This is a genomic window from Olivibacter ginsenosidimutans (genome assembly GCF_039542865.1).
Classification (GTDB): Bacteria; Bacteroidota; Bacteroidia; order Sphingobacteriales; family Sphingobacteriaceae; genus Olivibacter; species Olivibacter ginsenosidimutans.
Map to the genome: position 1 here is coordinate 124,417 of NZ_BAABIQ010000037.1, position 26,775 is coordinate 151,191.

Annotated in this window: 22 protein-coding genes; 6 read left to right on the forward strand and 16 right to left on the reverse strand. The window is 38.6% G+C overall.

All coding sequences use genetic code 11. The features are described from left to right. Positions 1-63: 63 nt before the first annotated feature. Entirely contained in the window at positions 64-237 is a 174-nt protein-coding gene (locus tag ABD930_RS13445; protein WP_345232250.1) for a hypothetical protein, read from the reverse strand. Positions 238-498: 261 nt separating this feature from the next. On the opposite strand from ABD930_RS13445, the gene ABD930_RS13450 reads away from it, so the two are divergent. From ABD930_RS13450 to trxA, 4 genes are all read left to right on the forward strand, one after another. Beyond that, positions 499-735 carry a hypothetical protein gene (locus ABD930_RS13450; RefSeq protein ID WP_345232251.1) on the forward strand — a complete coding sequence of 79 codons (237 nt, stop codon included), beginning with the start codon at positions 499-501 and terminating at the stop codon, positions 733-735. An 82-nt stretch (positions 736-817) separates the two neighbouring features. Beyond that, complete coding sequence (locus ABD930_RS13455) at positions 818-1,897, forward strand: Gfo/Idh/MocA family protein (protein WP_345232252.1); 1,080 nt, start codon at positions 818-820, stop codon at positions 1,895-1,897. A gap of 194 nt (positions 1,898-2,091) precedes the next feature. Continuing rightward, entirely contained in the window at positions 2,092-6,573 is a 4,482-nt protein-coding gene (dnaE, locus tag ABD930_RS13460; protein ID WP_345232253.1) for a DNA polymerase III subunit alpha, read from the forward strand. A gap of 111 nt (positions 6,574-6,684) precedes the next feature. Then, a complete protein-coding gene (trxA, locus tag ABD930_RS13465; protein ID WP_134090599.1) occupies positions 6,685-7,005 on the forward strand; it encodes a thioredoxin in 321 nt (106 codons plus the stop codon). A gap of 134 nt (positions 7,006-7,139) precedes the next feature. Here trxA and ABD930_RS13470 read toward each other — a convergent pair whose 3' ends face one another. The 10 genes from ABD930_RS13470 to ABD930_RS13515 all read right to left on the reverse strand — a co-directional run bounded on the left by ABD930_RS13470 (position 7,140) and on the right by ABD930_RS13515 (position 15,763). Continuing rightward, the gene (locus ABD930_RS13470) at positions 7,140-8,357 is read right to left on the reverse strand and encodes an aspartate aminotransferase family protein (protein WP_345232254.1); all 1,218 of its coding nucleotides are present in this window, start codon (positions 8,355-8,357) and stop codon (positions 7,140-7,142) included. Position 8,358: 1 nt separating this feature from the next. Next, positions 8,359-8,760 (reverse strand): hypothetical protein, encoded by a 402-nt coding sequence (locus ABD930_RS13475; RefSeq protein WP_345232255.1) that lies wholly within the window; start codon positions 8,758-8,760, stop codon positions 8,359-8,361. Positions 8,761-8,765: 5 nt separating this feature from the next. After that, a complete protein-coding gene (locus ABD930_RS13480) occupies positions 8,766-9,449 on the reverse strand; it encodes a hypothetical protein (protein WP_345232256.1) in 684 nt (227 codons plus the stop codon). Between the two features lie 33 nt (positions 9,450-9,482). Next, a complete protein-coding gene (locus ABD930_RS13485; RefSeq protein WP_345232257.1) occupies positions 9,483-10,028 on the reverse strand; it encodes an RNA polymerase sigma factor in 546 nt (181 codons plus the stop codon). Between the two features lie 148 nt (positions 10,029-10,176). Beyond that, positions 10,177-11,130, reverse strand: a complete 954-nt coding sequence (locus ABD930_RS13490; RefSeq protein ID WP_345232258.1) for a transketolase family protein — start codon at positions 11,128-11,130, stop codon at positions 10,177-10,179. A gap of 41 nt (positions 11,131-11,171) precedes the next feature. Next, positions 11,172-12,017, reverse strand: a complete 846-nt coding sequence (locus ABD930_RS13495; RefSeq protein ID WP_345232259.1) for a transketolase — start codon at positions 12,015-12,017, stop codon at positions 11,172-11,174. A gap of 159 nt (positions 12,018-12,176) precedes the next feature. Next, positions 12,177-12,638: a thioredoxin-dependent thiol peroxidase gene (bcp, locus tag ABD930_RS13500; RefSeq protein ID WP_345232260.1), complete on the reverse strand. Its 462-nt coding sequence runs from the start codon at positions 12,636-12,638 to the stop codon at positions 12,177-12,179. Between the two features lie 93 nt (positions 12,639-12,731). Next, entirely contained in the window at positions 12,732-14,450 is a 1,719-nt protein-coding gene (locus tag ABD930_RS13505; protein WP_345232261.1) for a M23 family metallopeptidase, read from the reverse strand. Next, the gene (locus ABD930_RS13510; protein ID WP_345232262.1) at positions 14,450-15,061 is read right to left on the reverse strand and encodes a fumarylacetoacetate hydrolase family protein; all 612 of its coding nucleotides are present in this window, start codon (positions 15,059-15,061) and stop codon (positions 14,450-14,452) included. The genes ABD930_RS13505 and ABD930_RS13510 overlap by 1 nt, the downstream gene beginning before the upstream one ends. Positions 15,062-15,250: 189 nt before the next feature. Further along, the gene (locus tag ABD930_RS13515; protein ID WP_345232263.1) at positions 15,251-15,763 is read right to left on the reverse strand and encodes a T9SS type A sorting domain-containing protein; all 513 of its coding nucleotides are present in this window, start codon (positions 15,761-15,763) and stop codon (positions 15,251-15,253) included. 303 nt (positions 15,764-16,066) lie between these two features. On the opposite strand from ABD930_RS13515, the gene ABD930_RS13520 reads away from it, so the two are divergent. Next, positions 16,067-18,013 (forward strand): KUP/HAK/KT family potassium transporter, encoded by a 1,947-nt coding sequence (locus tag ABD930_RS13520; protein WP_345232264.1) that lies wholly within the window; start codon positions 16,067-16,069, stop codon positions 18,011-18,013. Positions 18,014-18,087: 74 nt separating this feature from the next. On the opposite strand, the gene ABD930_RS13525 is transcribed toward ABD930_RS13520, so the two are convergent. Together ABD930_RS13525 and ABD930_RS13530 are read right to left on the reverse strand one after the other, a co-directional pair. Further along, a complete protein-coding gene (locus ABD930_RS13525; protein WP_345232265.1) occupies positions 18,088-19,782 on the reverse strand; it encodes an amino acid permease in 1,695 nt (564 codons plus the stop codon). Positions 19,783-19,907: 125 nt separating this feature from the next. Further along, positions 19,908-20,594, reverse strand: a complete 687-nt coding sequence (locus ABD930_RS13530) for an ACP phosphodiesterase (protein ID WP_345232266.1) — start codon at positions 20,592-20,594, stop codon at positions 19,908-19,910. A 455-nt stretch (positions 20,595-21,049) separates the two neighbouring features. Between ABD930_RS13530 and tyrS the strand changes: the two genes are divergently transcribed. Beyond that, the gene (tyrS, locus tag ABD930_RS13535; RefSeq protein WP_345232267.1) at positions 21,050-22,339 is read left to right on the forward strand and encodes a tyrosine--tRNA ligase; all 1,290 of its coding nucleotides are present in this window, start codon (positions 21,050-21,052) and stop codon (positions 22,337-22,339) included. Between the two features lie 75 nt (positions 22,340-22,414). On the opposite strand, the gene ABD930_RS13540 is transcribed toward tyrS, so the two are convergent. The 3 genes from ABD930_RS13540 to ABD930_RS13550 form a co-directional block, all read right to left on the reverse strand. After that, a complete protein-coding gene (locus tag ABD930_RS13540) occupies positions 22,415-23,398 on the reverse strand; it encodes an acyl transferase (RefSeq protein ID WP_345232268.1) in 984 nt (327 codons plus the stop codon). Between the two features lie 115 nt (positions 23,399-23,513). After that, a complete protein-coding gene (locus tag ABD930_RS13545) occupies positions 23,514-23,870 on the reverse strand; it encodes a hypothetical protein (protein ID WP_345232269.1) in 357 nt (118 codons plus the stop codon). Between the two features lie 24 nt (positions 23,871-23,894). Then, positions 23,895-26,384 carry a penicillin acylase family protein gene (locus ABD930_RS13550; protein WP_345232270.1) on the reverse strand — a complete coding sequence of 830 codons (2,490 nt, stop codon included), beginning with the start codon at positions 26,382-26,384 and terminating at the stop codon, positions 23,895-23,897. Between the last annotated feature and the right edge of the window lie 391 nt (positions 26,385-26,775).

The window sequence follows — 26,775 nt, forward strand, 5'->3', positions numbered from 1 at the left end:
AACAAAGGTATTAAACTTTAACAAAAAGCTTTTGGCATTATGCCATACCCATAGACATTTTGTCTAAAAGAAAATCCACGCCATGATAAGAATAATGACCATGACAACCAAAATCCAAAATAGAAATTTTCCAGATCCCTTGTCTCCCTTTTCTTCTAGTGCTTCAGGAGCAGGTCCTGGGTTTTCCTTATGCACCGAATAATCTTTCTCAATTTCTGTCTTGCTACTCCCGTTCATTTCACCTGTAAATAATTAGTTCACTAATTTTTTACTTCCAATGGTCTCCGTCATAAATCGTAAAGCAGTTTTCGTTCCAATCGTCTATTTTGCTATCATTAATTAGCAATAATAGATCATTATATCATAAAATATCTCGAACATCAGGATAAACTTGACGATTTATAAAAGGAAACACATTTTATGCCTAAAAAGTTTACGGTTATTTTTAAACGATTAAAAAGATCCCAACAAAACCTTAGCTATGCTTGTACTAAATAAATGGCAAAAGAAACACAACACTCGGACGAAGTGATTAAAAATTGGGTTTGCTCTCATATCGATCAATTGATACAAACCTATGGAAAGACAAATGGAAATGAATTTAAAGCTGAAATACAATTGGCTGATGATAATGGTATTATGCATGATTACACGGTTTTTTTAGAGTATTCCGAAATCGATGGTCAAGATACATGGGTAGTACGTAATATAGTCCGCCCGGAACAATTGCAATAAATAAACAGGGGTTAGTGGTGTTCTTTTTTATATGTATATTTACAGAGGTCAATATACGAACATCATCAATATTATATCTCCTATGTATCTAAAGCTAAAATTGGTCGCTGTTTTCTTTTTTTTCACTATGGTGGAGGCTATCGGACAAGAAATGTTGAAGGTTGCCGTTGCGGGTATGAGCCACGATCACGTACATGTTCTCTTCAATTTATATAAGCAAAATCAGGTTGATCTCGTGGGAATTGCTGAACGGGATACGGCCTTGATTCATCGTATGCAGAAAAGATATCATTTACCGGATGCTCTTTTTTATCCAAGTTTAGATTCCTTGCTGAAAAAAGTAAAACCAACTGTAGTTTTAGCATATAATCCTGTAGCTGAGCATGTCGATGTAGCAGAAGCTTGTCTGCCTTTGCGGATACCGGTGATGGTAGAAAAACCGTTGGCTGCAACAGCAACCCAAGCACAACGGATCGCTCAATTGGCCAAAAAATATAATACCCTTTTTTTAACCAACTATGAAACCACATGGTATAGAAGTAACCATCGCATAAAGGCATTAACTAATCAACATACTCTTGGGAAACTCAAGAAAATTGTTGTACGGGATGGCCACCAAGGACCCAAGGAGATTGGTTGTAGTGCCGATTTTTTGAATTGGTTAACAGATCCTGTAAAAAATGGAGGAGGTGCATTAATGGACTTTGGTTGTTATGGAGCCAATTTGATGACCTGGCTAAAACAGGGTGAACGTCCGCTTGCCGTAACCGCCGTTACCCGACATTTGAAACCGCAGATATATCCAAAAGTTGAGGATGATGCGACTATCGTTTTGGAATATGCTGATGGTACAACAGGACTTATTCAGGCTTCTTGGGATTGGTCTTATAATATCAAAGATATGCAAATTTTTGGCGACTCGAAAATGCTTCATGCGCGAGATGACCATACCCTATTGGAGTACCAGAACGTTAACGATTATAAGGAAATTCCGTTAGATAATACCTATTATACTAATCATTTGGCATATTTGAAAGATGTATTGGCAGGAAAGATTGAAGCTACTAACGATTTATCATCCTTGACCAATAACCTTGTTGTAATGGAGATCTTGGAAGCTGCAAAAAGATCAGCCAACGAAGGAAAACGTATCGTATTATAACGAGAGCTTTACAGGTGGTTTACTAACATCTTGTCAATATTTTCTCTTTACATACTCAGGCAAATTTCAGTAGCTTTGTATCTCTTTCTTAGTTATTACTCATTTTCAAAGTAAATTGGGCAATGATCATGACCTGACGACGCAATAATATATTTCGATAGGTAGCTCAAAATGGATAAAAACACTTAATAAATATGTATTTAATTTTTGATACAGAAACGACAGGATTACCGAAACGCTGGGACGCACCTATTACCGATACAGACAATTGGCCGCGATGTATTCAAATCGCTTGGCAATTGCATGACGATATGGGGAACTTGCTGGAGAACCAAGATTATTTAGTAAGACCTGATGGATTCAATATTCCCTATGACGCTGAACGTATACATGGTATTTCTACTGAATTGGCGATGGAACAGGGCGTTTCATTGGCGGATGTTTTAGAAAAGTTCAACATCGCGTTGAGTAAAGCCAAGTTTGTGGTTGGCCAGAACATTGGCTTTGACATTAACATCATGGGCTGCGAATTCTACCGCATGGGAGTTGCTTCCAGGTTAGCGGAAATGCCTGTATTAGATACCTGTACAGAAGTTACCGCCAATTTACTGCAATTGCCCGGTGGTAGAGGGGGGAAATTTAAGTTACCAAATCTAACGGAGCTACACCAATACCTTTTCGGAGTGCCATTTGCCGAGGCCCACAACGCCACTGCCGATGTGGAAGCAACAACACGTTGCTTTTTAGAGCTTGTTAAAAGAAATGTTTTTGTAGCGGCCGAACTTCAAGTTGAGGAAGATTATTTTGAGTTATTCAGAACCAATAATCCGGAGCCTATAGCTGCAATAGGATTGCAACATGTCAATCTGAAAGCTGCTTCTGATGAAATCAGGCAACGCCAAAAGGCGCAGCAAGAAAGCATTTCGAGAAAAGACCTGGAAGTAAATAAGGCTGAACTGAAAGAAGTAGATTTTGTACACTTACATAATCATACCCAATTTTCAATTTTACAATCTACTATTGCTGTTGCAGGATTGGTAAAGGCCGCAATTAAGTATAAGATGCCTGCCGTAGCCATTACAGACCATGCCAATATGATGGGAGCATTTCACTTCGTCAGTCAAGTATTTAATCATAATAAAGCAGCAGAGGCTAAAAACCAAGAGGCAATAGAGAAGGGCGAAGAACCAACCGAAACAATTCTAAAACCCATTGTTGGTTGTGAGTTTTTTGTATGCGATGATCATCGCGACAAATCTAGAAAAGATAACGGTTACCAGATTGTGCTATTGGCAAAAACGAAAAAGGGGTATCATAATCTGGCTAAAATGTCATCTTTAGCTTATACCGATGGTTTCTACTATGTGCCACGTATTGATCGGAAAATTATCGAACAGTATAAGGAAGATGTTTTAGTACTTTCCGGTAATCTTTATGGCGAAATACCCAATAAATTATTGAACATGGGTGAAAATCAGGCTGAAGAAGCTTTGCTTTGGTGGAAGCATACTTTTGGCGAAGATTTTTACATTGAGTTAATGCGGCATAACCAAGAAGACGAGAATAGAATAAACAGCAGTTTAATCGCCCTTGCCCAAAAGCATGAAGTAAAGGTCGTTGCCACCAATAATACCTATTATATTAATAAAGAAGATGCACATGCCCATGACATTCTGTTGTGCGTGCGTGATGCCGAAAAATTAGCAACACCTAAAGGTAGGGGAAGGGGCTATCGCTACGGGTTACCCAATGACGAATATTATTTCAAATCCGGAGAGGAGATGAAAAAACTTTTTGCCGATATTCCAGAGGCGATAACGAATATACAGGAAATTGTAGATAAGATAGAAGTTTATTCGCTTTATCGGAATGTGTTATTGCCTAAGTTTGATATTCCAGAAGAATTTCAAGTGGAGGACGATAAGCAAGACGGTGGTAAACGTGGTGAAAATAAATACTTAAGACATTTAACCTATGTTGGAGCAGCCAAACGCTATGCTGAAATAACTTCCGAGATTAAAGAGCGTTTGGATTTTGAATTGCAAACCATAGAAAAAACGGGGTATCCCGGCTATTTTTTGATTGTGCAGGATTTCATCGCTGCTGCAAGGGAAATAGGCGTATCTGTCGGGCCTGGTAGAGGTTCTGCCGCTGGTTCTGCCGTTGCCTACTGTTTAGGAATTACAAATATTGATCCCATTGCCTATGATCTACTGTTTGAGCGTTTTCTGAACCCAGATCGTATTTCGATGCCTGATATTGATATTGACTTTGATGATGAAGGCAGGGGAAGGGTGATGGAATATGTGATTACCAAATACGGTGCAAATCAAGTGGCCCAAATAATTACCTATGGTACGATGGCCGCTAAATCATCTATTCGCGATACGGCAAGGGTGCTTGATCTACCTTTATTCGAAGCAGATAAAATTGCAAAGTTGGTACCAAATCTTAAACTCAATAAGCTATTTAACATGGACGCTCAGACGCTAAAAAGTGCATTAAGAGCGGAGGAATTAGAAAGTGTTCGGGAACTGATTAACCTTGCTAACGGGACCGATTTAAGCGCCGAAACCATCAAAACGGCAAAAGCGCTTGAAGGTTCGGTACGGAATACAGGAATCCATGCTTGTGGCGTTATTATTACCCCTGATGATATTACCAATTTTGTCCCTGTAGCTACCGCAAAAGATTCTGAGCTTTATGTAACCCAATTTGATAACTCCGTTGTAGAGAGCGCCGGACTTTTAAAAATGGACTTTTTGGGCTTAAAGACATTAACGTTAATAAAGGATACGGTTAGCCTAGTGAAACATACCAAGCATATTGAGCTAAATCCCGACTTTTTTCCCATAGACGATGCTAAAACGTATGAACTTTTCCAACGTGGAGAAACCGTAGGTATTTTTCAGTATGAGTCGCCGGGTATGCAAAAATACATGAAGGAATTAAAGCCTACCGTATTTGGTGACTTAATTGCGATGAACGCTTTATATCGGCCAGGACCACTAGAGTACATTCCAAGCTTTATTAAACGTAAGAATGGAGAAGAGCCAATAGCCTACGATCTTGAAGCATGTGAAGAATATTTGAAAGAAACGTACGGTATCACGGTATATCAGGAGCAAGTGATGCTTTTATCGCAAAAGCTAGCTGGTTTTACCAAAGGTGAGGCGGATGTATTACGAAAGGCGATGGGTAAAAAGCAACGGGATGTACTGGATAAGATGAAACCCAAATTCATTCAACAAGCGGCTGAAAAAGGGCATGATGAAAAAATTCTGGAGAAAATATGGAAAGATTGGGAGGCATTTGCTAGTTATGCATTTAATAAGTCGCATTCAACCTGCTATGCGTGGGTAGCTTACCAAACAGCATATTTGAAAGCACACTATCCTGCGGAATACATGGCTGCCGTTCTTTCGAATAACATGAATGATATTAAGCAAATATCCTTTTTTATGGAGGAGTGTAAGCGGATGGGACTAACAGTCTTGGGGCCGGATGTTAATGAATCATTCTACAAGTTTACGGTAAATGAACAAGGCGCTATCCGTTTCGGTATTGGTGCGGTAAAGGGCGTGGGCGCTGGTGCTGTTGATACGATTGTAACCAATCGCAAAGACGGTAAATATCTTTCCATCGGTGATTTTGCGCGTAGGAGTAATCCACGTACCATCAATAAAAAGGTATACGAAAGTTTAGTTTATAGCGGGGCATTTGATTGTTTCGGATTAAATCGGGCACAGTTCTTCCATGTACCAGAAGGATTTAATCAAAATGGTATCGAACGTTTGATCAAATACACCAACGATTACCAATACAATAAGAATAATGCGGCTATGTCCTTGTTTGGCGGAACAAGTGATGCTGATATTCCGGAACCAACCCTTACCTCCTGTACCGAATGGGGCTTAATGGAGAAACTGCGCTATGAAAAAAATGTAGTCAGCATGTACATTACAGGGCACCCGATGGACGAGTATCGGTTAGAATTAGCTTATTTTTGCCAACATAAGGTAAGTCAGCTTCACCTTATCGATAAAATGAAGGCTGGTGCTGCTAAAGATCAGGAGAATAGTGCCGATAACGGTGTGGAAGGAGCGGGTGAAGGTACCGAAGATCTAAAAGCGGAGTTTGCAAAAATTAAGAATAAGGAGTTAGTATTAGGCGGGATGGTTACCGCCGTATACCATGGCATGACTAAAACCGGTAAGCCATATGGGCGTATGACATTTGAAGATTATTCGGATTCTTATGAAATGGCACTTTTTGGTGAAGACTATGTGAAATTTAAAGGATTTCTGAATGAAAGCTACTTTTTACAGATCCGAGGTACGGTAAGCGAACGTTTTCGGCAGCAAGACAATTGGGAATTTAAAATAACGTCCATTCAGCTTTTATCAGAGCTACGGGAAAAAATGGCTAAGTCTATTAGTATTCAGGTTCCGCTCCATGAATTAAATCCCCAGTTTATGGATAGTTTACAAACAATTATTCAAAAAAACCAGCAAGAGCAGGAAGTTCGGAATTGCCAATTAAAGTTTGTCCTCTTAGATTACGAAGATAAATTAAGTTTAGAAATGCCTGCGAAAGGGGTAAAGGTTCACTTAAGTAATGCATTTTTGGAAGATTTGAATGGATTAACAGGTGATCGGGGATATAAGTTAAATTAATGTCAGATTGTCATATATCCTGCTCTGGCAAAGCTTTTGAATACTATATTTGTACCTACAAGGAACTCTTAGGGTTCTTTTAAAAGAATAAGAAACATAAATGAATAGATAATGGCATTAGAAATCACAGATAGCAACTTTGATGAAGTTGTACTAAAATCAGACAAACCCGTATTGGTAGACTTTTGGGCTGAATGGTGTGGTCCTTGTCGTATGGTAGGACCTGTAGTAGAAGAATTAGCGAAAGAATACGATGGTAAGGCAGTCGTTGGAAAAGTCAATGTTGATCATAACTCAGATATTTCTACTAAATATGGTATTCGTAACATTCCTGCATTATTGTTCTTTAAAAATGGGGAAATTGTCGATAAACAAATTGGAGCGGTACCTAAATCCGTTTTAGCCAGCAAATTAGAAGCCCAATTGGTGTAAAATTGGTATTGAAGTGAATGAAATAAGAGGCGCCCAAGACTAATCTGTTTTGGGCGCCTCTTTATTTTAACCCAAATTCAGCAATAGGCAATGGGCCATATGCTTTAAGCTATTTGCTATAACGCTGGCAAATGCTATCGCTGCCTAAAGCGTAAATGCGAGTTTAACAACCATGCATCCAGTCCCTGCTTAATGACAGTGCAAGCTTCGACGATCTCTTCTTCAGTGATAATAAGGGGTGGCGAAACACGTAAAGACGTTTCCTGATGTAAAAACCAATCGACAAGTACACCATGGTCAGCACAATATTTACTGACAAAATTTACCTGTTCAAAAGCTTCTAACTGAATGGCCATCATAAGACCGATACCCCTAACTTCTTTTATCGATGGATGTTGTAGAAGCGATTTAAACAATTGGTGCTTAGCGTCAACGCCATCTAACAAGTGATCGTTCAAGATAACATTTAAAGACGCTAATGCAGCGGCACAAGATACGGGATGGCCACCAAAAGTGGTGATATGGCCTAATATGGGATTCTCCTTAATGACGCCCATCACTTCAGTATTTGCAATAAAAGCGCCTAGAGGCATTCCTCCGCCTAAACCTTTAGCGGTTAGAAGAATATCGGGTACGATATGGTAATGTTCAAACGCAAAGAGTTTACCCGTACGGCCAAGTCCGGTTTGAATTTCATCTAAAATAAGTAAGGTACCCGTTTCGTCGCAACGTTTTCTAATGGCACGCATATAATCGACTGTCGGTACACGTACTCCCGCTTCGCCCTGCACCGCCTCCAATACCACGGCAGCTGTTGCTGTGGTGATCACACTCAATTGATCTTCGTTATTATAATCAATGTATTGGACATGAGGTAGAAGTGGTGCATAAGGGGTTTTAAATTGCTCATCGCCCATTAAGCTTAAAGCGCCCTGTGTACTGCCATGATAAGCTTTACGAGCGGACACAAACGAACGTCTTCCGGTATATTTTTTAGCGATTTTCATCGCACCCTCAGTAGCTTCTGTACCCGAGTTAACAAAATAGATATTGTTCAAACGAGCCGGTAATAAAGAAAGTAATTTTGTAGCTAATGCCACTTGAGGGGCTTGTATAAACTCTCCGTAAACGGTTACATGTAGGTATTTATCTAGCTGCTTTTGAATAGCATCAATCACCTTCGGATGCCTGTGGCCAATATTGCTTACTGCAAAACCAGACACAAGATCAAGATATTTTTCGTTATTTGGTCCGTATAAGTAAACTCCTTCTGCGCGCTCAATTTCTATTAGACGCGGAGTAGTTGATGTTTGAGCCGTATTTAGTAAAAAAAGTTGACGATTGTTTAGCATATTAATGATCTCTTCGCTCACGAAGCTCTTTGATGAGCTTTTCCCGGAATTCCCGTTCCGCTTCAAAAAATCTAGCCGTTCGTTGTGCGTTGATGATGGGAATGAAAGCATCTCTATACCGCATTTTCAAAGCCAGTACTTCAGAATCAAATTCCAATTCTCCTCTTTTTTTTCCCGTTTTGCTTCTTCTTTGCTGGATGAGGTTATGCAGCTCCCGTTGGTATTGATTATATAAAGGGAAAAAACGTTCTGCATCCGATGGGCTTAAGGATAGTTCTTTTGTAACGTAGGCAATTTTGGCCGCTTCGATTTGCTTGAACAAATTCCGTTTATCATCGTTTTGGGCTTTTGCGCTAAGCACGGCAATAAAAACTAGAAAATATATACTAATTAATCTCTTCATTTTTGTTAGATACTATTAGCTAAATAAGCTTCTATTTCTTCATCAGAAAAGTGTTTTTCATCTAATTGTAAAACACCTTCAAATTGTGTTTCAAAAGCTGCACCATCACCAGATTCGCTGTAATATTCCAAATAGCTTACAATATCATTATCAGGAATGTTTTTTAGTCTATTTTCAAAAGTATCTGTTGTATGATGAAGCTGAAAGAAGGTATAGGTGCCTATACTAATAGCAATACATGCAGCAGCAACATAACCAATCCATGTCGCTGGCCTAGCTCTTCTCTTCTGCAATGGAATAACGTTCGCTTGTTTATTCTTCTGCTCCGGTTGGTCATCAACAGCCTGTACGATGGCGGTATTTAGATCGTCGAAATATCCATTTGGTATAGAAAAGCCAGAAGTCGGAGCAGTTACTTTCAATTGTTCGATAAATGAAGGTTCTTGATTAGTGTCTGCTTGTTCTTCAAAAGCTATTCTTTCCTGAATTCGGGAAGGAAGTGTCTCAAAATAATGTTTAGGTACTTTAAAGCACTTTTCTGTAGCCGAAATGACACGTATTCGATGCCTAATTTTAGTTTCCAATGTACTAAAATAATCATTGGGTACAATAAATGGAAGATCCTTAGGATTTAGTGGCATCCCCTTAACACCTTCTAAATCATCTTGGTAAAAACGTTTATTGTCCATAGTAACTGTTAGATAAGGTTACTTGTAAAAGGTTTAATCATGGTCATTAAAAAATTGTTCTATTTTTTTAACAGCCAGATGATAAGAAGCTTTTAAAGCCCCAACACTCGTTCCTAAAATTTCCGAAATTTCATCATACTTTAAATCTTCAAAATATTTCATATTAAAAACCAAGCGTTGTTTTTCCGGTAAAGTTAATAATGCTTGCTGTAATTTCAATTGGGCTTGGTTGCCATTAAAATAAGTCGATGTCGTTAATGTTTCTGCTAAATAAGATGAAGAATCATCATCTAAGGAAATCTTTTGGTATTGTTTCTTTTTATTTAGGAAAGTGATACATTCATTCGTCGCAATACGGTATAACCAAGTATATAGCTGTGCGTCTGCCCTGAAGTTTTCTAAGTTTCTCCAAACTTTGACAAAAATATCCTGAATCAAATCATCCGCATCATCATGATCAACAACTAACCGGCGAACATGCCAGTAAATCCGCTGCTGATATTTTTTCAATAACAGATTAAACGCTTCATTTCTTGTGCTTTCATCAGAGAATTTTTCAATGATTATTGAATCTTCCATGGAAGGGCGTATCGTTTAAGCATAAAAAGGAGATATCTGAAAGCATTACATCATCGTCATTGCGAATCCGGAGAACAACGGTATCGCAATGACGTGTTTTTTTGAAGACTTTTTAGATAACAGTCTTTTTATTTTATTTTAAACCTGATTATTTACGTTTTATTACTTTTTTTACCGCCGAAATAATGCTCTCTGCATCTAATCCGTATTTCTTCATCAAATCTGCAGGAGTTCCACTTTCACCAAAGCTGTCGTTAACAGCCACGTATTCTTGGGGTGCGGGTCCATCTTTTGCTAAAACTTGAGCTACGCTATCTCCCAGACCGCCGATGCGATTATGTTCTTCAGCAGTAACGACGCAGCCTGTTTTAGTCACCGACTTTAAGATCGCTTCTTCGTCCAATGGTTTAATGGTATGGATATTGATAATTTCCGCATCGATTCCCTGTTCAGCTAATTTTTCGCCAGCCTGAATGGCTTCCCAAACTAAGTGTCCGGTGGCAATGATACTGACATCACTTCCCTCGTTTACCATCCAAGCTTTGCCAATTTCGAATTTTTGATCAGGATCTGTAAAAATAGGTACAGATGGTCTGCCGAAACGTAGGTATACTGGACCTTCATAGTCGGCTATGGCTATGGTGGCTGCTTTGGTTTGATTATAGTCGCAGGGATTAATAACCGTCATGCCCGGAAGCATTTTCATTAAACCGATATCTTCAAGAATTTGATGCGTAGCCCCGTCTTCCCCTAAAGTTAATCCGGCATGTGAAGCACAAATTTTGACATTTTTTCCAGAATAGGCAATTGATTGGCGAATTTGGTCATAAACCCTTCCAGTAGAGAAATTGGCAAATGTGCCGGTATAAGGAATTTTTCCGCCAATGGTCAAACCTGCAGCCATGCCCATCATGTTTGCTTCTGCAATCCCTACTTGAAAGAAGCGGTCAGGAAAATCTTTTTTAAAGTCGCCCATTTTTAGGGAGCCAATTAAATCGGCACATAAAGCAACAACCTGGCTGTTTTTTTTGCCCACTTCATGTAAACCAGCTCCAAAGCCAGAACGAGTATCTTTTTTTTCAGTATATGTATATTTCTTCATCTGAATAATTATCCGTTAGTAAATGCTATGATCGAATGATTTTAATAATCACCCAAGGTTTCTTCCAACTGATTCAGCGCCGCAGCTAATTGTTCATCATTGGGCGCAACACCATGCCATTTATGGGATCCCATCATGAAATCTACACCGTTACCCATCTCTGTACGCATCAAAATCATAATCGGTTTACCTTTTCCGGTATGTTCTTTTGCTTCGTTTAGGGTTTGAATAAGTTGAGACATGTGATTACCATTGGCTTCCAAAACCTTCCATCCAAAAGCTTCCCATTTGGCTCTTAAATTACCCAAAGAAAGCACTTGCTCGGTAGATCCATCGATTTGCTGTCCATTTAGGTCTATCGTGGCAATAAGATGATCTACTTTATTGTGCGGAGCGTACATGGCCGCCTCCCAAACCTGTCCTTCTTGAAGCTCGCCATCACCCATTAATACATATACCAACTTATCGTCGCCATTTAACTTTTTTGCTTGTGCCGCACCTATGGCAACAGAAAGTCCTTGGCCTAAAGAACCAGACGCTACACGCACACCGGGAAGGTGCTCATGGGTCGTTGGGTGTCCTTGCAGGCGGGAATTAATTTTTCTAAAGGTGGCCAATTCGCTAATTTCAAAATAACCGGCTCTCGCTAACGTACTATAAAATACGGGCGAAATATGTCCATTTGACAAGAAAAAGATATCCTCTCCAATACCGTTTAGGTTGAATTTGGGATCGTGGTGGAGTTGATTAAAATATAAGGCCACAAAAAAATCTGCACATCCTAATGATCCTCCTGGATGTCCGGATTGGCAACTGTGAACCATACGTACAATATCCCTTCGTACTTGTTTAGCTATGTTTTCGAGCTTTGCTATATCTGCACTCATTATGAATTAATTGGTAAACGAAATTAAAGCCGCTAAGATAAACAAAATTAGTATTTAGTACGAAGTAATTAGTACGAAGTATTGAGTAGTATCTAGATATCAGTATACCAGTAATGAGTAATCACCACTGGCTAATCTATCAATTGCTAATTCACTTCACTACTTAACCAAATCCCTAACTTGCTGAGACGCATTTTTATTATCAACTTTTTTGATAATATGCTGAATGATTCCATGCTCGTCAATAATGAATGTGGTTCTGGCCGTTCCCATATATTTTTTACCATACATATTCTTTTCTACCCATACACCGTAATCTTGCACAATCTTTTTATCTTCATCTGCCAAAAGTGGAAAAGGTAATTCAAATTTGCTAATAAATTTTTGATGCGATTGCTCACTATCCACACTAACTCCTAACACTTGATAACCATCCTTTAAAAGGGATTGGTAATTATCTCTAAAATTGCAGGCCTCAGTTGTACATCCGGGTGTATTATCCTTTGGATAAAAATATAGGATAACTTTTTTTCCGATGAAATCCTTTAATTCTACTGTTTCTCCGTTTTGGCTCTTTGCCTTTATGGCTGGCGCTTTATCACCTTTTTTTAGTTCTTTCATTTTTAGTATTTAATGCATTGTATTCAGTGCTAATGCTATTCTTACATGAGCTAATCGGCTCATTAACAACTTTACTATTCAACCATCCAACAGCTACCTTAAGAAATCGGCTTCAAATGTCCGTTCGTTATCTTTCCAGTCTTTAACAATTAGTTTAAAATGATGTTTCCCTTTAGCTAACTCTTTTTCAAATACATGCCATATAGAAGCGGTTTTAGGATCGTAACCCATTAGCACCCACTGATCATCAATGAAGCCATTAAACGATTGGATGCCGGACAAATTATCCGAAATCTTGAAATTTATCCTATTAAAACTGGCCATATTCTTATTGGCAGTCAGGTTAAGAGAACGAATGATCGGTGCTACGGTATCTACCGCTATGTAGAAACTGCCTAAACTTCTCGCTGTTGTGCTAATGTAACCGTCTTTATAAATTCCGCCCTGGGATCCGCCAAGTGTGCTTACCAGGAGCGCCTTATTTTGCAAACGAACAGGCAGTCGGTCGGCTTTTATAGCCAAGGTATATCCTTGGTGTATCGGTACCATTCGATTATGGATGTGATGGATATAGGAATAACCATTCTTGGCTAGCTGCCCCTGGGCATACTTAAATTGGAGGTCGCTGTACAGGTTTCCTTTTGGGATAGTCACACGAACTTGCTCATTTGTAAACACATTGTCTTTATTGTAAGGGAAAAAAGTACTGGCCTGATTTACGGGTTCATCTATGGTATAATTAGGGTTATTTTGAACAGTAAACGATAACCTGCTGGTATTGCCCATGACATCACTTACGTGATAGGTTACTTCATGTATTTTTCCATCGTTTATATTGATAAGCCCATTATTGACCAGCTTTTGATAAATTTCCAATTGGTTACCTGGTTCCACGAAGCTCTTTTGAACGCGTCTGTTATGTAAAATATAAGTAGCATAATCGATATGTGCGTTAATCGCTCTGCTGTTATCGAAGGAATAACTTTCCCATACAGCGGCATAAATTGGTGTTCCATCTAAGGAAAGTTCAATGGCGTAAACACCATTTCGATTTGCTGAAGCTGAATTTTGATCAATGGTTACAATGCCAAATCCCGTAATCCCATTGATGGTAATGGCCTTGGTTGATGTTAATCGGTACTGGCCTTTGCTGCCGACCACTTGAAGGTGCTCTCGAGGTGTTTCTTCACTATAAGCTTGGTTTCCAAATCGATAAACGGTTATACCACTAATGATAGGAGGAATCTGATCGGGAATAGTTAAACCAAATAGCTGTGCATTAATGGGATGTTCCGTTTTAGTATCCCGTAATTCAAAATGCACATGTGGTCCGGCAACGGCACCGGTACTGCCAGAATAGGCAATAATTTCGCCTTTCTTAACTGGTATTGCTAAGGCCGTTAATGGAAAATCGACATCAAAACGTTTCTCTTCATATTGCTTGCTTTTTACAAAAGCGGTGATTTTATCATTAAAGCGCTGTAAGTGCATATATACGCTTGTATATCCGTTAGGATGATCAATATATAATGCGTTGCCACCCCCACCAATTTGTACACGTGCTCTGGAAATATAACCATCTGCTGCGGCATATACAGGATATCCTTCCCGTTGATTGGTTCGGTAATCCGTGCCAGAGTGGAAGTGGTTAGCTCTTAGTTCACCAAAACTACCTGCCGCCTGTGGAGCGAGATCTAAAGGTGCTCGAAAATATTGCTTGGGGTATGTTTTTTGTTGTAGTCTCGGATGTTGTGCATAAACCCAAAGTGCATTTATAAAAAGTAGAATGATTAGGAGCGTCGTTTTCTTCATTATTTTATATGGAAATCCAGCAATTTAATATCTTCAATATACCCTTCTAAATGATCGCCAATGGCAACAGAACCAACACCTGCTGGTGTACCTGTATAAATGAAATCTCCCTTTCTTAAGGTAATATATTCGCTTATAAAGCTTAGTATATGTTCAAAGGAAAAGATAACATGTTTCGTGTTACCATGCTGTACGCGGCTTCCATTTTTATATAAACTGAAATTCAAATCGTATAAGGCAGGAAATGCCGATTTGTCTACAAACTTACTGATTACAGCAGAATGATCAAATGCTTTTGCGAGTTCCCATGGTAAACCTTGCTTTTTGTGATCTGTTTGGATATCACGAGCGGTGAAATCTATTCCCAGCCCGATGGCATCGTAATAATTGGAAGCAAATTTCTTCGAAATATGTTTGCCTTCTTTGCAAATACGGAGTACAATTTCAATTTCATGCTGAATAGCTGTTGAAAAGTCTGGAATATAAAAATCCTTATTGTCTTTTAATAACGCTGTATCAGGTTTCAAAAAAATAACAGGTTTATCTGGTATAGGATTATTAAGTTCTTGAGCATGCTCAGCGTAGTTTCGTCCAATAGCAATGATTTTCATATTAAAAATTCAAAAGTAAAAAGTAAAATCCACCAACCGGTGGGCTCATCAATACCTTAAACCCTGCATGAGGCATTGGGTTTATTGCCTATTGCCGAATTTGGGTAAAAAGATAATGCAAACATAAAAAAAACCATATACATAACTGCATATGGTTCTATCAGAAAAGGTATTTGATTTATTAAATTATTAAAGCACTTCGATTCTTTTTACAATGGTTTCCGTTCCAGCCACAACCCGTATAAAATAAAAACCCTGATTTAGCTTATTGCCTATATTGAAGGTATTACTTTGATCTCCTGATGAGAGCCTTTGGGATAATAAGGTCGTTACCTCATTCCCTAATGCATCCATCACTTTGATGCTTACATTACTGTCTTTGCTTAATTTGAAAGACAAATTAAGCTGATCTGAAACTTGATTAGGAAAAACTTTAACGTTACTTAAAAGCTTTTCATTTTCATTGCCAGAAACCTTTTGTATTCCCATCAGCGGGGAAAAGGGTTTAAACCCAAAATGTAGGTCAGTCAGTTTATAGCTTTTATTGTCGGAGATACGACTTTTTCTGGGCTCCTCTTGTTGTTTACTCAACAAGGTATCTGCACCCGAGTACGTTGTTGCCGCAAGTCCATCAACTTTAACGAGCAGCAAGCTCAAACTCAAGACCGTAAAATATATAATAGAAGAGTATTTATATACCATATACACGTTTTTCAAAATTGTTTTCCAAAAGGACAGGAGATGAATAGTCACTAACAAATCATCCCGTTAGTTAGCTTGAATACAAAAATATAATAAAAATATTTCAAATTTTAGAATAAAACAAAAAAAGATATGTTTTTAACAATTTTTAACAACTTTTTTCGTTTGCTCTTGTTTTGATACCGCTATAAGGGAGAAAATTAGGGAACATTAAAATAACAGATATCAAGGTAAGATAAAATGGCCGATTGTATATGAAGTCCATTTTGTCTAAGTTTGCCTCGTAATTTTGAATTTCAACTAGTGGAAAAGACAAAAGATTTTCATAAACTTAATGGTGCTGGATTATTAATAAGTTTAGGTGTAATATTTGGAGATATCGGTACTTCTCCACTATATGTTTTTAAAGCAATCATCGGAGATGATGTTATCAACGCTGATTTAATATATGGGGGTCTCTCTTGTATCTTCTGGACCTTAACCTTGCAAACTACCATTAAATATGTGATCATCACCTTACGTGCTGACAATAAAGGGGAAGGGGGGATTTTATCTCTTTTTTCATTGGTCAAAAGAAGAGCAAAATGGTTGATATTCCCGGCAATGATTGGTGCTGCTTCTTTGTTGGCTGATGGCATGATTACACCACCGATTACCGTATCCTCTGCAATTGAGGGATTAAAAATCTACAATAAGGATTTACCTACCGTTCCTATTGTCATTGCGATTATATCGGTCTTATTTATTATTCAGCGTTTTGGTACTTCGGTAGTAGGACGTTTGTTTGGGCCGTTAATGTTTGTTTGGTTCACCATGATGGGTGTTTTGGGAATAGGTTATTTAGTAGAGCTTCCGGGGATATTGAAAGCAATTAATCCTTATTATGCCATCCATATTTTAATTACGTATCCCGATGCGCTGTTTATTTTAGGGGCCGTCTTCCTGTGTACGACAGGTGCTGAAGCGCTATATTCCGATCTGGGCCATTGTGGGAGATCGAATGTACGGATTAGCTGGATTTACGTAAAAATTTGTTTATTGATGAATTACTTTGGTCAAGGGGTATGGTTATACCAGCACCAAGGCACTTATCTGAATGATCAAAATCCGTTTTATTTGTTAATGCCACAGTGGTTTTTGACCAGCGGTATTGTTATTGCTACCATTGCTGCTATTATTGCTTCGCAAGCGATGATATCAGGCTCTTTTACGTTGATTTCCGAAGGGGTACGGCTAAATATATGGCCAAAGGTTCGAATTAATTATCCAAGCAACCAAAAGGGGCAATTATATGTTCCTTCCATCAATACTATTTTATGGTTAGGCTGTATGGTGGTTATCCTTATTTTTAGGGAGTCTAGAAATATGGAAGCCGCTTACGGATTAGCAATTAATCTAACGTTTGTAGCCACGACGATATTAATGGTTGCCTATTTATTAAAGCGGCATACCTCTAAGTATTTGGTAGGTTTATTTTTTATAACCTATATGGTAATTGAACTAGCTTTTTTGGCGGCAAACGGTGTAAAGATTGAGCATGGAGGATGGTTAACGTTGTTGTTGGCGAGTGTTCTTTTTTCGGTCATGTTGAGTTGGTGGTGGGCACGAAAAATTAAAAATAATTTTGTGCGCTATGTAGATATAGAAAATTATTATCCCATTTTAAGCGAACTGACAGCGGATGAAACGGTACCCCGTTTTGCGTCACAATTAGTTTATTTAACAAGTGCCAATTTCCGATCAGAAATAGAGTCTAAAATTTTGTATTCTATTCTTCAAAAGAAACCGAAACGCGCAGACGTGTATTGGTTGGTGCATGTGGATGTAACAGATGAACCCTATACAAGTGAATATAAAGTGGATCACTTGATTAAAGGTAAACTTATTCGAATCGATTTCCGATTGGGATTTAGGGTGGAACAACGAATAAGCTTATTATTCCGGAAGGTCGTGGAAGATTTAGTGAAAAATAATGAAGTAGAAATTACCAGCCGATATAAAACACTTCAAAAATACCATATGGTTGGCGATTTTCGATTTGTAGTTTTGGAAAAAGTAGTCTCTCGGTCGAATAACCTAAAGTTTATCCAGCGGATTGTTATGGACTTTTATAATCTTTTGAAGCACTTTAGTCTTTCCGAAGAACGTGGCTTCGGTTTGGATTCCAGCTTTGTGACTATAGAAAGGGTTCCGTTGGTCATTTCGGAAACGAAAGAAATCAATATTAAACGAGTAGATTGGTACTCTTAGTTGCTCGTTGTGTGTTGCGGGTCGTGAATGAACCTTTACAGCTTACTAGACACGCGTAATTGACAACGGATAACTCATAACTTATTTCCTCTATTTAATCTGGAATGTTTATAGCCATATAGAAAATAAATGGCTAAGCCGATAAGCAACCATCCAATAAAAATGATCCAATTACTTGCTCCCAATTCGGTCATCAAATAAAGATTGACTAATATACCCGCTACAGGAAGTATTGAGAAGCGGTGTTGATAACCTAAAACGGCGAGTACTAACCAGGTAATCCAAAATACGATGGTTAAGCTTTTATGTTCAATAATTTCTGTTGGAGAAAGGTGTCGCCATTCGTTTAGAATAGCATCTCCATAGAGGTATAGACCGCTTAATGCTAGAAGTAGACCTATGCCTATAAGGTATTTTCCGTTAATATAAGGAACCCTAAATTTGGATTGCTTCGAGATGCCTTTGTGATCCAGGTATAATACACCACCACATACCAGTATAAAGGCAAAAAAGGTACCTACGCTGGTTAGATCGATAAAAAAATCCATCTTGAAAAATAAAGCGGGTACCGTAACCACTATTCCTGCTATGATTGTAGCAAAAGCCGGTGTTTTATAGGTGGGATGAATCGTGGAAAATTTTTTCCATAAGAGACCATCTCGGCTCATCGTCATCCAAATACGGGGTTGACCCAGTTGAAAAACAAGTAATGCGCTCGTGATGGCAATTACCGAACTCACGGAAATGATACCGGCCATAAAATTTAAGCCAGTGGATTGAAAGACAAAGGCCAATGGGTCGTTCACATTTAATTCTTTGTAGTTAACCATACCCGTCAGAACGAGTGTTATCAATACATACAAAATAGTACAAATCAGTAAGCAATAGATCATGGAGCGAGGCAAGTCCCGTTGTGGGTTTTTGCATTCCTCAGCGGTAGTTGAAATAGAATCGAAACCGATGAATGCAAAAAAAACAGAAGCTACACCACTTAAAATACCTTTCATACCGTTAGGCGCAAACGGCGTCCAATTTTCTGGTTTAACGTAGAAAGCTCCACCGATGATCACCAGTAGCACTACACTGATCTTTAAAACAACCATGATATTGCTGGCTGTTCTTGATTCTTTTATACCGATATAGACCAACCAAGTAACCAATACCGTTATTAATCCTGCAGGAAGATTAACGATTAACGGAATGTGACCCAACTTCGGTGCATAGGTATAAGCATTGGCAGCAATCTTTTCTACTGTATTTAATGCTTCAGGCCCATTTAATTGTAGTTTCTGATAAGCCTCGTAAGCAGCCTCTGAGGATGTGGTGAGCCATGTTGGAAGGTTTACACCAAATCCCTTAAGCATGCTAACAAAATATTCTGACCAGGAAATGGCTACAACCATATTGGATACGGCATATTCTAAAATAAGTGCCCATCCAATGACCCAAGCAAAAATCTCCCCAAAGGCAACGTAAGCATAGGTATAGGCACTGCCAGAAACGGGCACTGTACTAGCAAATTGTGCATAAGAAAGGGCTGTGAATACACAAGCAATGGCGGTAAATACAAATAGAAGAGATACTGCAGGACCGCCATTATAGCTGGCTAAACCAATGGTACTAAAAATCCCTGCGCCAACGATTGCTGCGATGCCCAACGAAACCAAGTCTTTAACACCTAAAACTTTGGCTAATCCTCCGCTACCAATATGTTGTGTGTCCCGTTGAATCTGTTCAACGGTTTTTTTGCGGAAAAGTTTATGCGCCATAAATAGTGGATAGTTATTACCTGATTATATAATAAAGCTTAATAAAGCCCCAAACATAAAAAAAATATACAAGACAGCCTAGAGTTAACCAATAAGTGATGTTAATCGACATCACTATAAGCACTTTATGGATAGTTTTTTTGAAGATAATCAGCCGTTTCGTTGAAAATTACTTTAAAATTTTGTGCTAATTCTTCTTCATAATCGGTTAAGGCAGCTGTTAACTGTAGTTTCTTTTCGTCGTTAAGGCCACTTGACCAAAATTTCTTACAAACTTGATTTAAGGCGTGGCTAAGTTGCGCCATGTTTCGGTAGCTTCCCAAATATCGATCAGCAATGAAACTGCTAAAATAAGCCAGAAAATAGCTTGGATTTGCGATACCTGATATGCGTAAAAAAGTTTCTAGACTCAGTTTGTCTACATCAGCTAATTGTTGATAAAAATCGTCTTCGTGAAGCCAGCTATTTTTTAATAACAATCTATCTAAGAGTAGTTCTAAAGCAATATGCGATAAAAAGGACGCCCGGATAGGTGTATTAATTACCACTGGACTTAAATAAGCTTTTAATTGCTGTGTTTTTTCGATAAAAAAAATATTGTTGTGGAAAAATTTATCTGTCGCGATATGTCTGGTCCATCCTTTAAAAATCTGCGCTACTTTATCGTCCTCCAAATATTTCTTAACATTCTTTTCTGGGAATATACGAATTTCTCGATCCATATTTCTCAAGAGATCAGGCAATACAACACCAAGTGTACGCTGAGGATCGTTTATTTTTCTTTCAAAATAAAAATGTGATAAGAAATTCATATGGCTAAATGTATGCATTTTTTATACCAATTCCCAATAGTCGTTTTTAATCCAATGGGGCACAAGGTATTCCTAAAGGTGTATTAACTTGACTACTAACTCTTCAATTATTCTAAGAAAGATCGAAGTTAAAACGGATCTTGTTCGCTTTTATCCGAATGATGTCCGAACAAGGTCCGACTAAGGTCCGAATAAAACCCCTTTTAATACATAAATTAAGATGAAGTATTTCCCTGCTTATTTCCCAATTATATTGCCTGTAGTCTGGTATCGAAAGAAAGCATGAAAATATGGAAGGATGACCTATTTTTAAGGAAAATAATACTAAGTTTGCACGTTTAAAAACAAGTATCTATGCGCTATAGACTATAGGTTTTAAGCTTTATGCTATAGGCTTTTGAATTTTGTTCATTTACTTTTTACTTAATATATAAATCAGGAGAAAATTGAAAACCATGAATTTTGTAGACGAACTACGGTGGAGAGGGATGTTGCAGGACATCATGCCCGGAACAGAGGAAGAATTAGCTAAGGGGGTTACTTCTGGCTATATCGGCTTTGATCCAACCGCCGATTCTTTACATGTAGGGCACCTTACACAGATCATGACGCTCATTCATTTCCAACGAGCAGGACATCGCCCAATTGCATTGGTAGGTGGTGCAACCGGTATGATTGGAGATCCTTCTTTTAAGTCTACAGAGCGAAACTTACTGGATGAAGATACGCTACGCTATAACGTAGCCTGTTTAGAACAGCAACTTCGTAAATTCCTCAACTTTGATGATAGCAAACAGGGAAACGGAGCAATGATGGTGAATAATTACGATTGGTTCAAGGACTTTAAGTTTTTAGATTTTATTCGGGATGTCGGTAAGCTTATTACCGTAAATTACATGATGGCAAAAGACTCTGTAAAGAAGCGTTTGGAGGGTGAGAATGGTCTTTCTTTTACTGAATTTTCTTATCAATTGATTCAAGGCTATGATTTTTATTACCTCTGGAAGCATAACGGTTGTATGCTTCAAATGGGTGGTTCAGATCAATGGGGAAATATTGTTACCGGTACCGAATTTATTCGTAGGCAAGAAGGCGGAACGGCGTATGGATTAACGACGCAGCTTATTAAAAAAACGGACGGAACTAAATTTGGTAAAACAGAGAGTGGTGCCGTTTGGTTAGATCCTAAAAAAACGTCTCCGTATAAATATTATCAATTTTGGTTGAATGCTAGTGACGATGATGCCAAGCAATGGATCAACATTTTTACGTTAAAAACAAAAGAAGAAATTGAAGAGCTGATTAGGGCACATGATGCGGAGCCACATTTACGTATCGTACAAAAGGCCTTGGCACAGGATATCACCATTCGTACGCATTCGGAAGCCGCTTTTCAAACCGCTTTGAAAACATCAGCATTTTTGTTTGGTGGTGGCTCTTTAGAATTTTTACAGGGTATGGATGATGCCGATGTTCTTGATGTTTTTGATGGTGTACCTCAATTTACTATTAATAAGAACGCGTTGGCAGTAGGTATAAATGTGGTAGATTTACTTTCAACAGCCGCTGCCGTATTCCCCTCCAAAAGTGAATCACGAAAAATGATACAGGGAGGTGGAGTTGCTATCAATAAGAATAAACTCAACAGTGTCGATCAGGTCATTACAACTGCAGACCTGCTCAACGAGAAATATATTATCGCGCAGAAAGGCAAGAAAAGTTATTTCTTATTGATTGCTCAATAAGCTTTTACCAGTTATGCGTAATGAGCTGCAGGCCAACATTATGCATAACCGGTAGCTCATCTCATCACAAACGCATTACTGCACGAGTAAGTTACAGCCCCTAATATCGCTTTCGTCAAAGCGGCCTAAGATTTCAAAGCTTCCATCCGGATATACTTTTCCAAGATCTTGGGTAGCAATAAAAGAACAACTATGAATATTTGCTAAATCGATAATATTAATCCCCCCAGTTTGTTCAGCACCTAAAATGGAAAGGGGGTCATTGATGTCTCTAGAGAATACTTTCATCCATGGCGGACACCTAAACAAGCCTTGTCCTTTGGAATATGCTTGCGATAATAATTCGGTCATACCATACTCCGAATGTATTTTATGGACACCGAAGCCTTTGCAAAGCGCCTGATGTAGTTCTTCACGAATCATCTCTTTCCGTTTACCTTTCATACCGCCGGTTTCCATGACAATAAGTTCAGGAAAATCAACCGTATAATTTTCAATAAAATCCAATAACGCATACGTTACACCAATGAGCAAGGTAGGAATCTGCTCCTTATGCAGATACAATAAGCGTTCATATAACGCATCATGGTTATACAAAAAGTAACCACTGAACTTTGGACGGGCTTGCTGAATTAAATCATCTACCATGTAGATCAACGATGACCCTTCACGTTCTTGATAGGAAGGAAGAAGGGCAAGTAGAGCATAGTCCTGAATATCGCCATAAAAATACTGAAAAGCAAGACGGTAACTCCATTCATAATAACGGATATCACTAACGGGATGTTTGCTCTGCTGCATACCTGTTGTGCCTGAACTGCTAAATACGATTTCACTTGAAAGACCATCTAACAAAATGGTTTTTGTCTTAAAAAACTCAATCGGTAAAAAGGGGATATCTTTTAGCTGATCTACTTGCTGGGCATCAACTTGAAGATGACTTAAATAAAATCGATAAACAGGGTTCTCAATAGCCTGTTTTCTAAATATATAAAGGGCTCTTTGCTCAAATTCACTTGGCGAGCAAGGCTTGAAAAGCTCTTCTTTACTATAATCCATTATCATATACCGAAGCAAAGATAAGGTATATTGATGAGTTGTACGCGATCTGTTATGCCTTTTAGGTTGTTGATAGCACCTTGTCTATTAGCTACTGCGAATATGACCTTGAGCCTTACGCTTTATAGCGTAAGCTTTTCCTTATATACTGGCCGCTCAAGCCGGCAAATCCAGCAATTAATCCACCGAGCAAGCCGCTCGCTAATACCATCCACAGCCAATTGTATGCATGCTTTCCAAGTCCGAATAATACACCAATACGGTTGGCCAGTAAATGGTGATTTGCGGTACTTTGATAAAAACTGTATGTTATCCATAGCGCGCAAACCGCTGCGAAACAAATGAAAAAACTAGACAAGGGTTTTTTGTCAAAGAAAAAAGAAACCAGAAGACTTATGGGTACAATGATCCACCATGGTAAAAACCATTGGGCTAGGAATAAACTAATCAAGAGAGTAATAAACATTTTCATTTGTAACAATTATACATTTTAAGATTATGGTTTGGCTTTACTTGTTAAAACTAATCTGGATTTTATCCGCTCATTTACACTGTGGTCATCAGTTATAAAAAGTAGTTCTTGAAGCTCTCCATTAACCCAGTACGGCAACTGATTGCTGTAGAACGGACTTCCGGGATTTCCGGAGGAACCACCGGGTAAAATCCCATATCCTCTGGGTTTTTCTCCCAATTGAACAACCATCCGCCAGGAAGGGCCGCTTTTAGCACCAATAGCGTTAATGGTATTTGGAGAACCAGAAGGGAAGAATGACGCTGACCCCAATCCAGGAATACTCGCTAAATGTGGTACATTTCGTTGATGAACAGCACCCCAACGCCAAGATGTTCCTATCGTACCGTATTTTTTTGTTAGCTCTCGTATGCTGGCAAAAAAAGTATTGGTAATAAGAGCGCTACGTCCATTCGTCGTTGCGGATTTACGGCTATCAAATAGGGGAGAGTTGGGTTCGTCAAGCAGTAAATGGACGGTTCTATCCCGATTTGGAAAACGCATTTCAAGTGACTTTCCACTAAATATAGGTGACCAAATGGTATCTATAATATGCGCATACCAGGAATCAAAAATAGTGGCTGCTATTGATTCTTTATCGTAACAATGATCCCAATTTTTTACCAATTCAAACGCTTGTTGAATAGGCTTCGTCAGCGTATCACTTTTAGCTACCAATTGTATAAGTGTGTCGACCAATTCGTCTGCTAATACACTATGATTATCCAGCTGCATAAGGCGGAGCGAATCGATGTTAGCTTGTTTCATCACATTTAATTTCTGATTGATACGATGACCACGATCATAAGATGCAAATTCCCAATTTAAATAGTAAGGGTAGCTTTCATCAGTAGACGATTGATTAGCAGAACTAACGAATCCCCTTTCCGGATTCTTCACATGCGGATTTTGCTCAGCGGGTATCCGTCCTTTCCATTCATCCTCAGCTGCGCTTCCATCTAGGATAAACTTTCCCTGTTCAGGCCATTTGAGTGGAAAATATCCATTGGGTGTAATTGCGATTGTGTCCCGATTATCCGCATAAATAAAGTTTTGTGCCGGAGCTGTAAAGTAGGTTAGTGCTTGTCTATAGTCTTCATAATTCTTCGCACGGTCCAGTGCATAGAATGTCCGTAAATCGTTTGACGGTAGATGGGCAACCCACTTGAGTGCCGCATTTTCTGGAACGTTATCCATTAACCCCGCGCGTTGATCCTTTGGTAAGCCTAAAGCGCTAATCGGCCCGTGATGCGTGTAATAAACGGTATCGTATACGGTATTACTGCCCCTAACGTTAATTGTTTCAATTCGTTTAGTCGTCTTTAACCATTGATTATTATATAAGTAATGATCTTTTTGATTGTCTTTGAATTGGAGATGATACCAATCTAATACATCTGATCCTACATTCGTTACACCCCAAGCAATGTGTTGATTAAAACCAATAATAATACATGGTGCGCCAGGTATAGATACGCCATAGCTGTTACTTTGCTTGTTTTTCAGTTGTATCTGATACCAGATACTAGGTAAGGTTAAACTGAGATGAGGATCATTGGCTAAGATCGGTTTGCCAGACATGCTTTTCTCGGCAGAAATAGCCCAATTATTACTGCCCAGTCCTTCTTCTTTCTTCCCTGTGAGTAGTGTATTTTGGTCTATGAAGGCCATAGAAGCACTACCTTTTTTTGTGGTATCGATCGTGTTCGTGCCTACTTTTTGGGATATAGGCAACGGTTTGAATGCCCATGGGGTTCCCTTTGGTATAATGGGATCGGCCCTATAAGAATGGTTGGAAAAAAAATTAAGCGTTGAGTCGGCGCCATAAGTAGCCAATACATTGCTCAGATAAAGCTCATCAGAGCCACCAGCCAGTGTTGCTGACATGAGTTTAAGTAATAATGCGGCATTTATAGGCTTCCAAGGTTCTGGAGCATAGTCTAACAATTTGAATTCTAAAGGATAATCTTTTGGTTGTAGGTGTTGAATATAAGCATTGACTCCATCGGTATAGGCTTCGTTGATTAATCTGCTAATAGAGTCTTTTAGGCTTTCCTGTAACATTTTTTCAGCGCCGTATGCCATCCCCATCCTGCGTTGGTATTTATCAAGTGGGATGGCTTTTTCACCGATAACTTCGGCTAAGCGACCACTTGCATAACGTGTTTGGAAATCCATTTGCCATAAGCGATCCTTCGCTGTTACATAGCCCTGGGCAAAATACAGATCATAATCGTTATTGGCTATGATATGCGGAATATGTTGTTCATCGTATAAAATGTTGACACTATCGTGTAAAAGACGTAGCCTTAGGTTTTCATTCGTAGTCACGCGATTTAGCGGTTCCGCATTTCTCCAGAAACCAGTGAAGGGATTTAAGAATTTACCAAGAGGGGGGATGTCTCCTATTTTAATATTTAATATTACGGCTAATCCAATACAAACAATCGTGGAAATGAACGCTCTCAGTTTCATAAAATGTATCAAATAAGAATGAACGGTTGTAAAAGAGGTTACCAAGGTAAATGTACTTAAAAAAATGTATAGATAAAAAACAAGGAGAAGACGTTATGTCTATAAATCGACCAAAAGGCATATTTTGAGCGGAAAAAGGTGAATTTTATGAGGGTAGTTAGACGCTATTTTGATCAAATTTAATGACGTAATAGCTAAAAGGGGTATAAAAAAATTAGGAGATGAATTTTAAGCAAGTTATTAGTATGTTGGCATATTATATTAATAAAATAAAAATAAAGTTTAACACTAGTGTCCGGAAAAAAATAAAAAGGAGCAGTAGAAATTAATCAGACTGCTCCAGGATTTATACTTTTGAGTTGCGACAAAAAAGTATGAACAAAAGTAATTA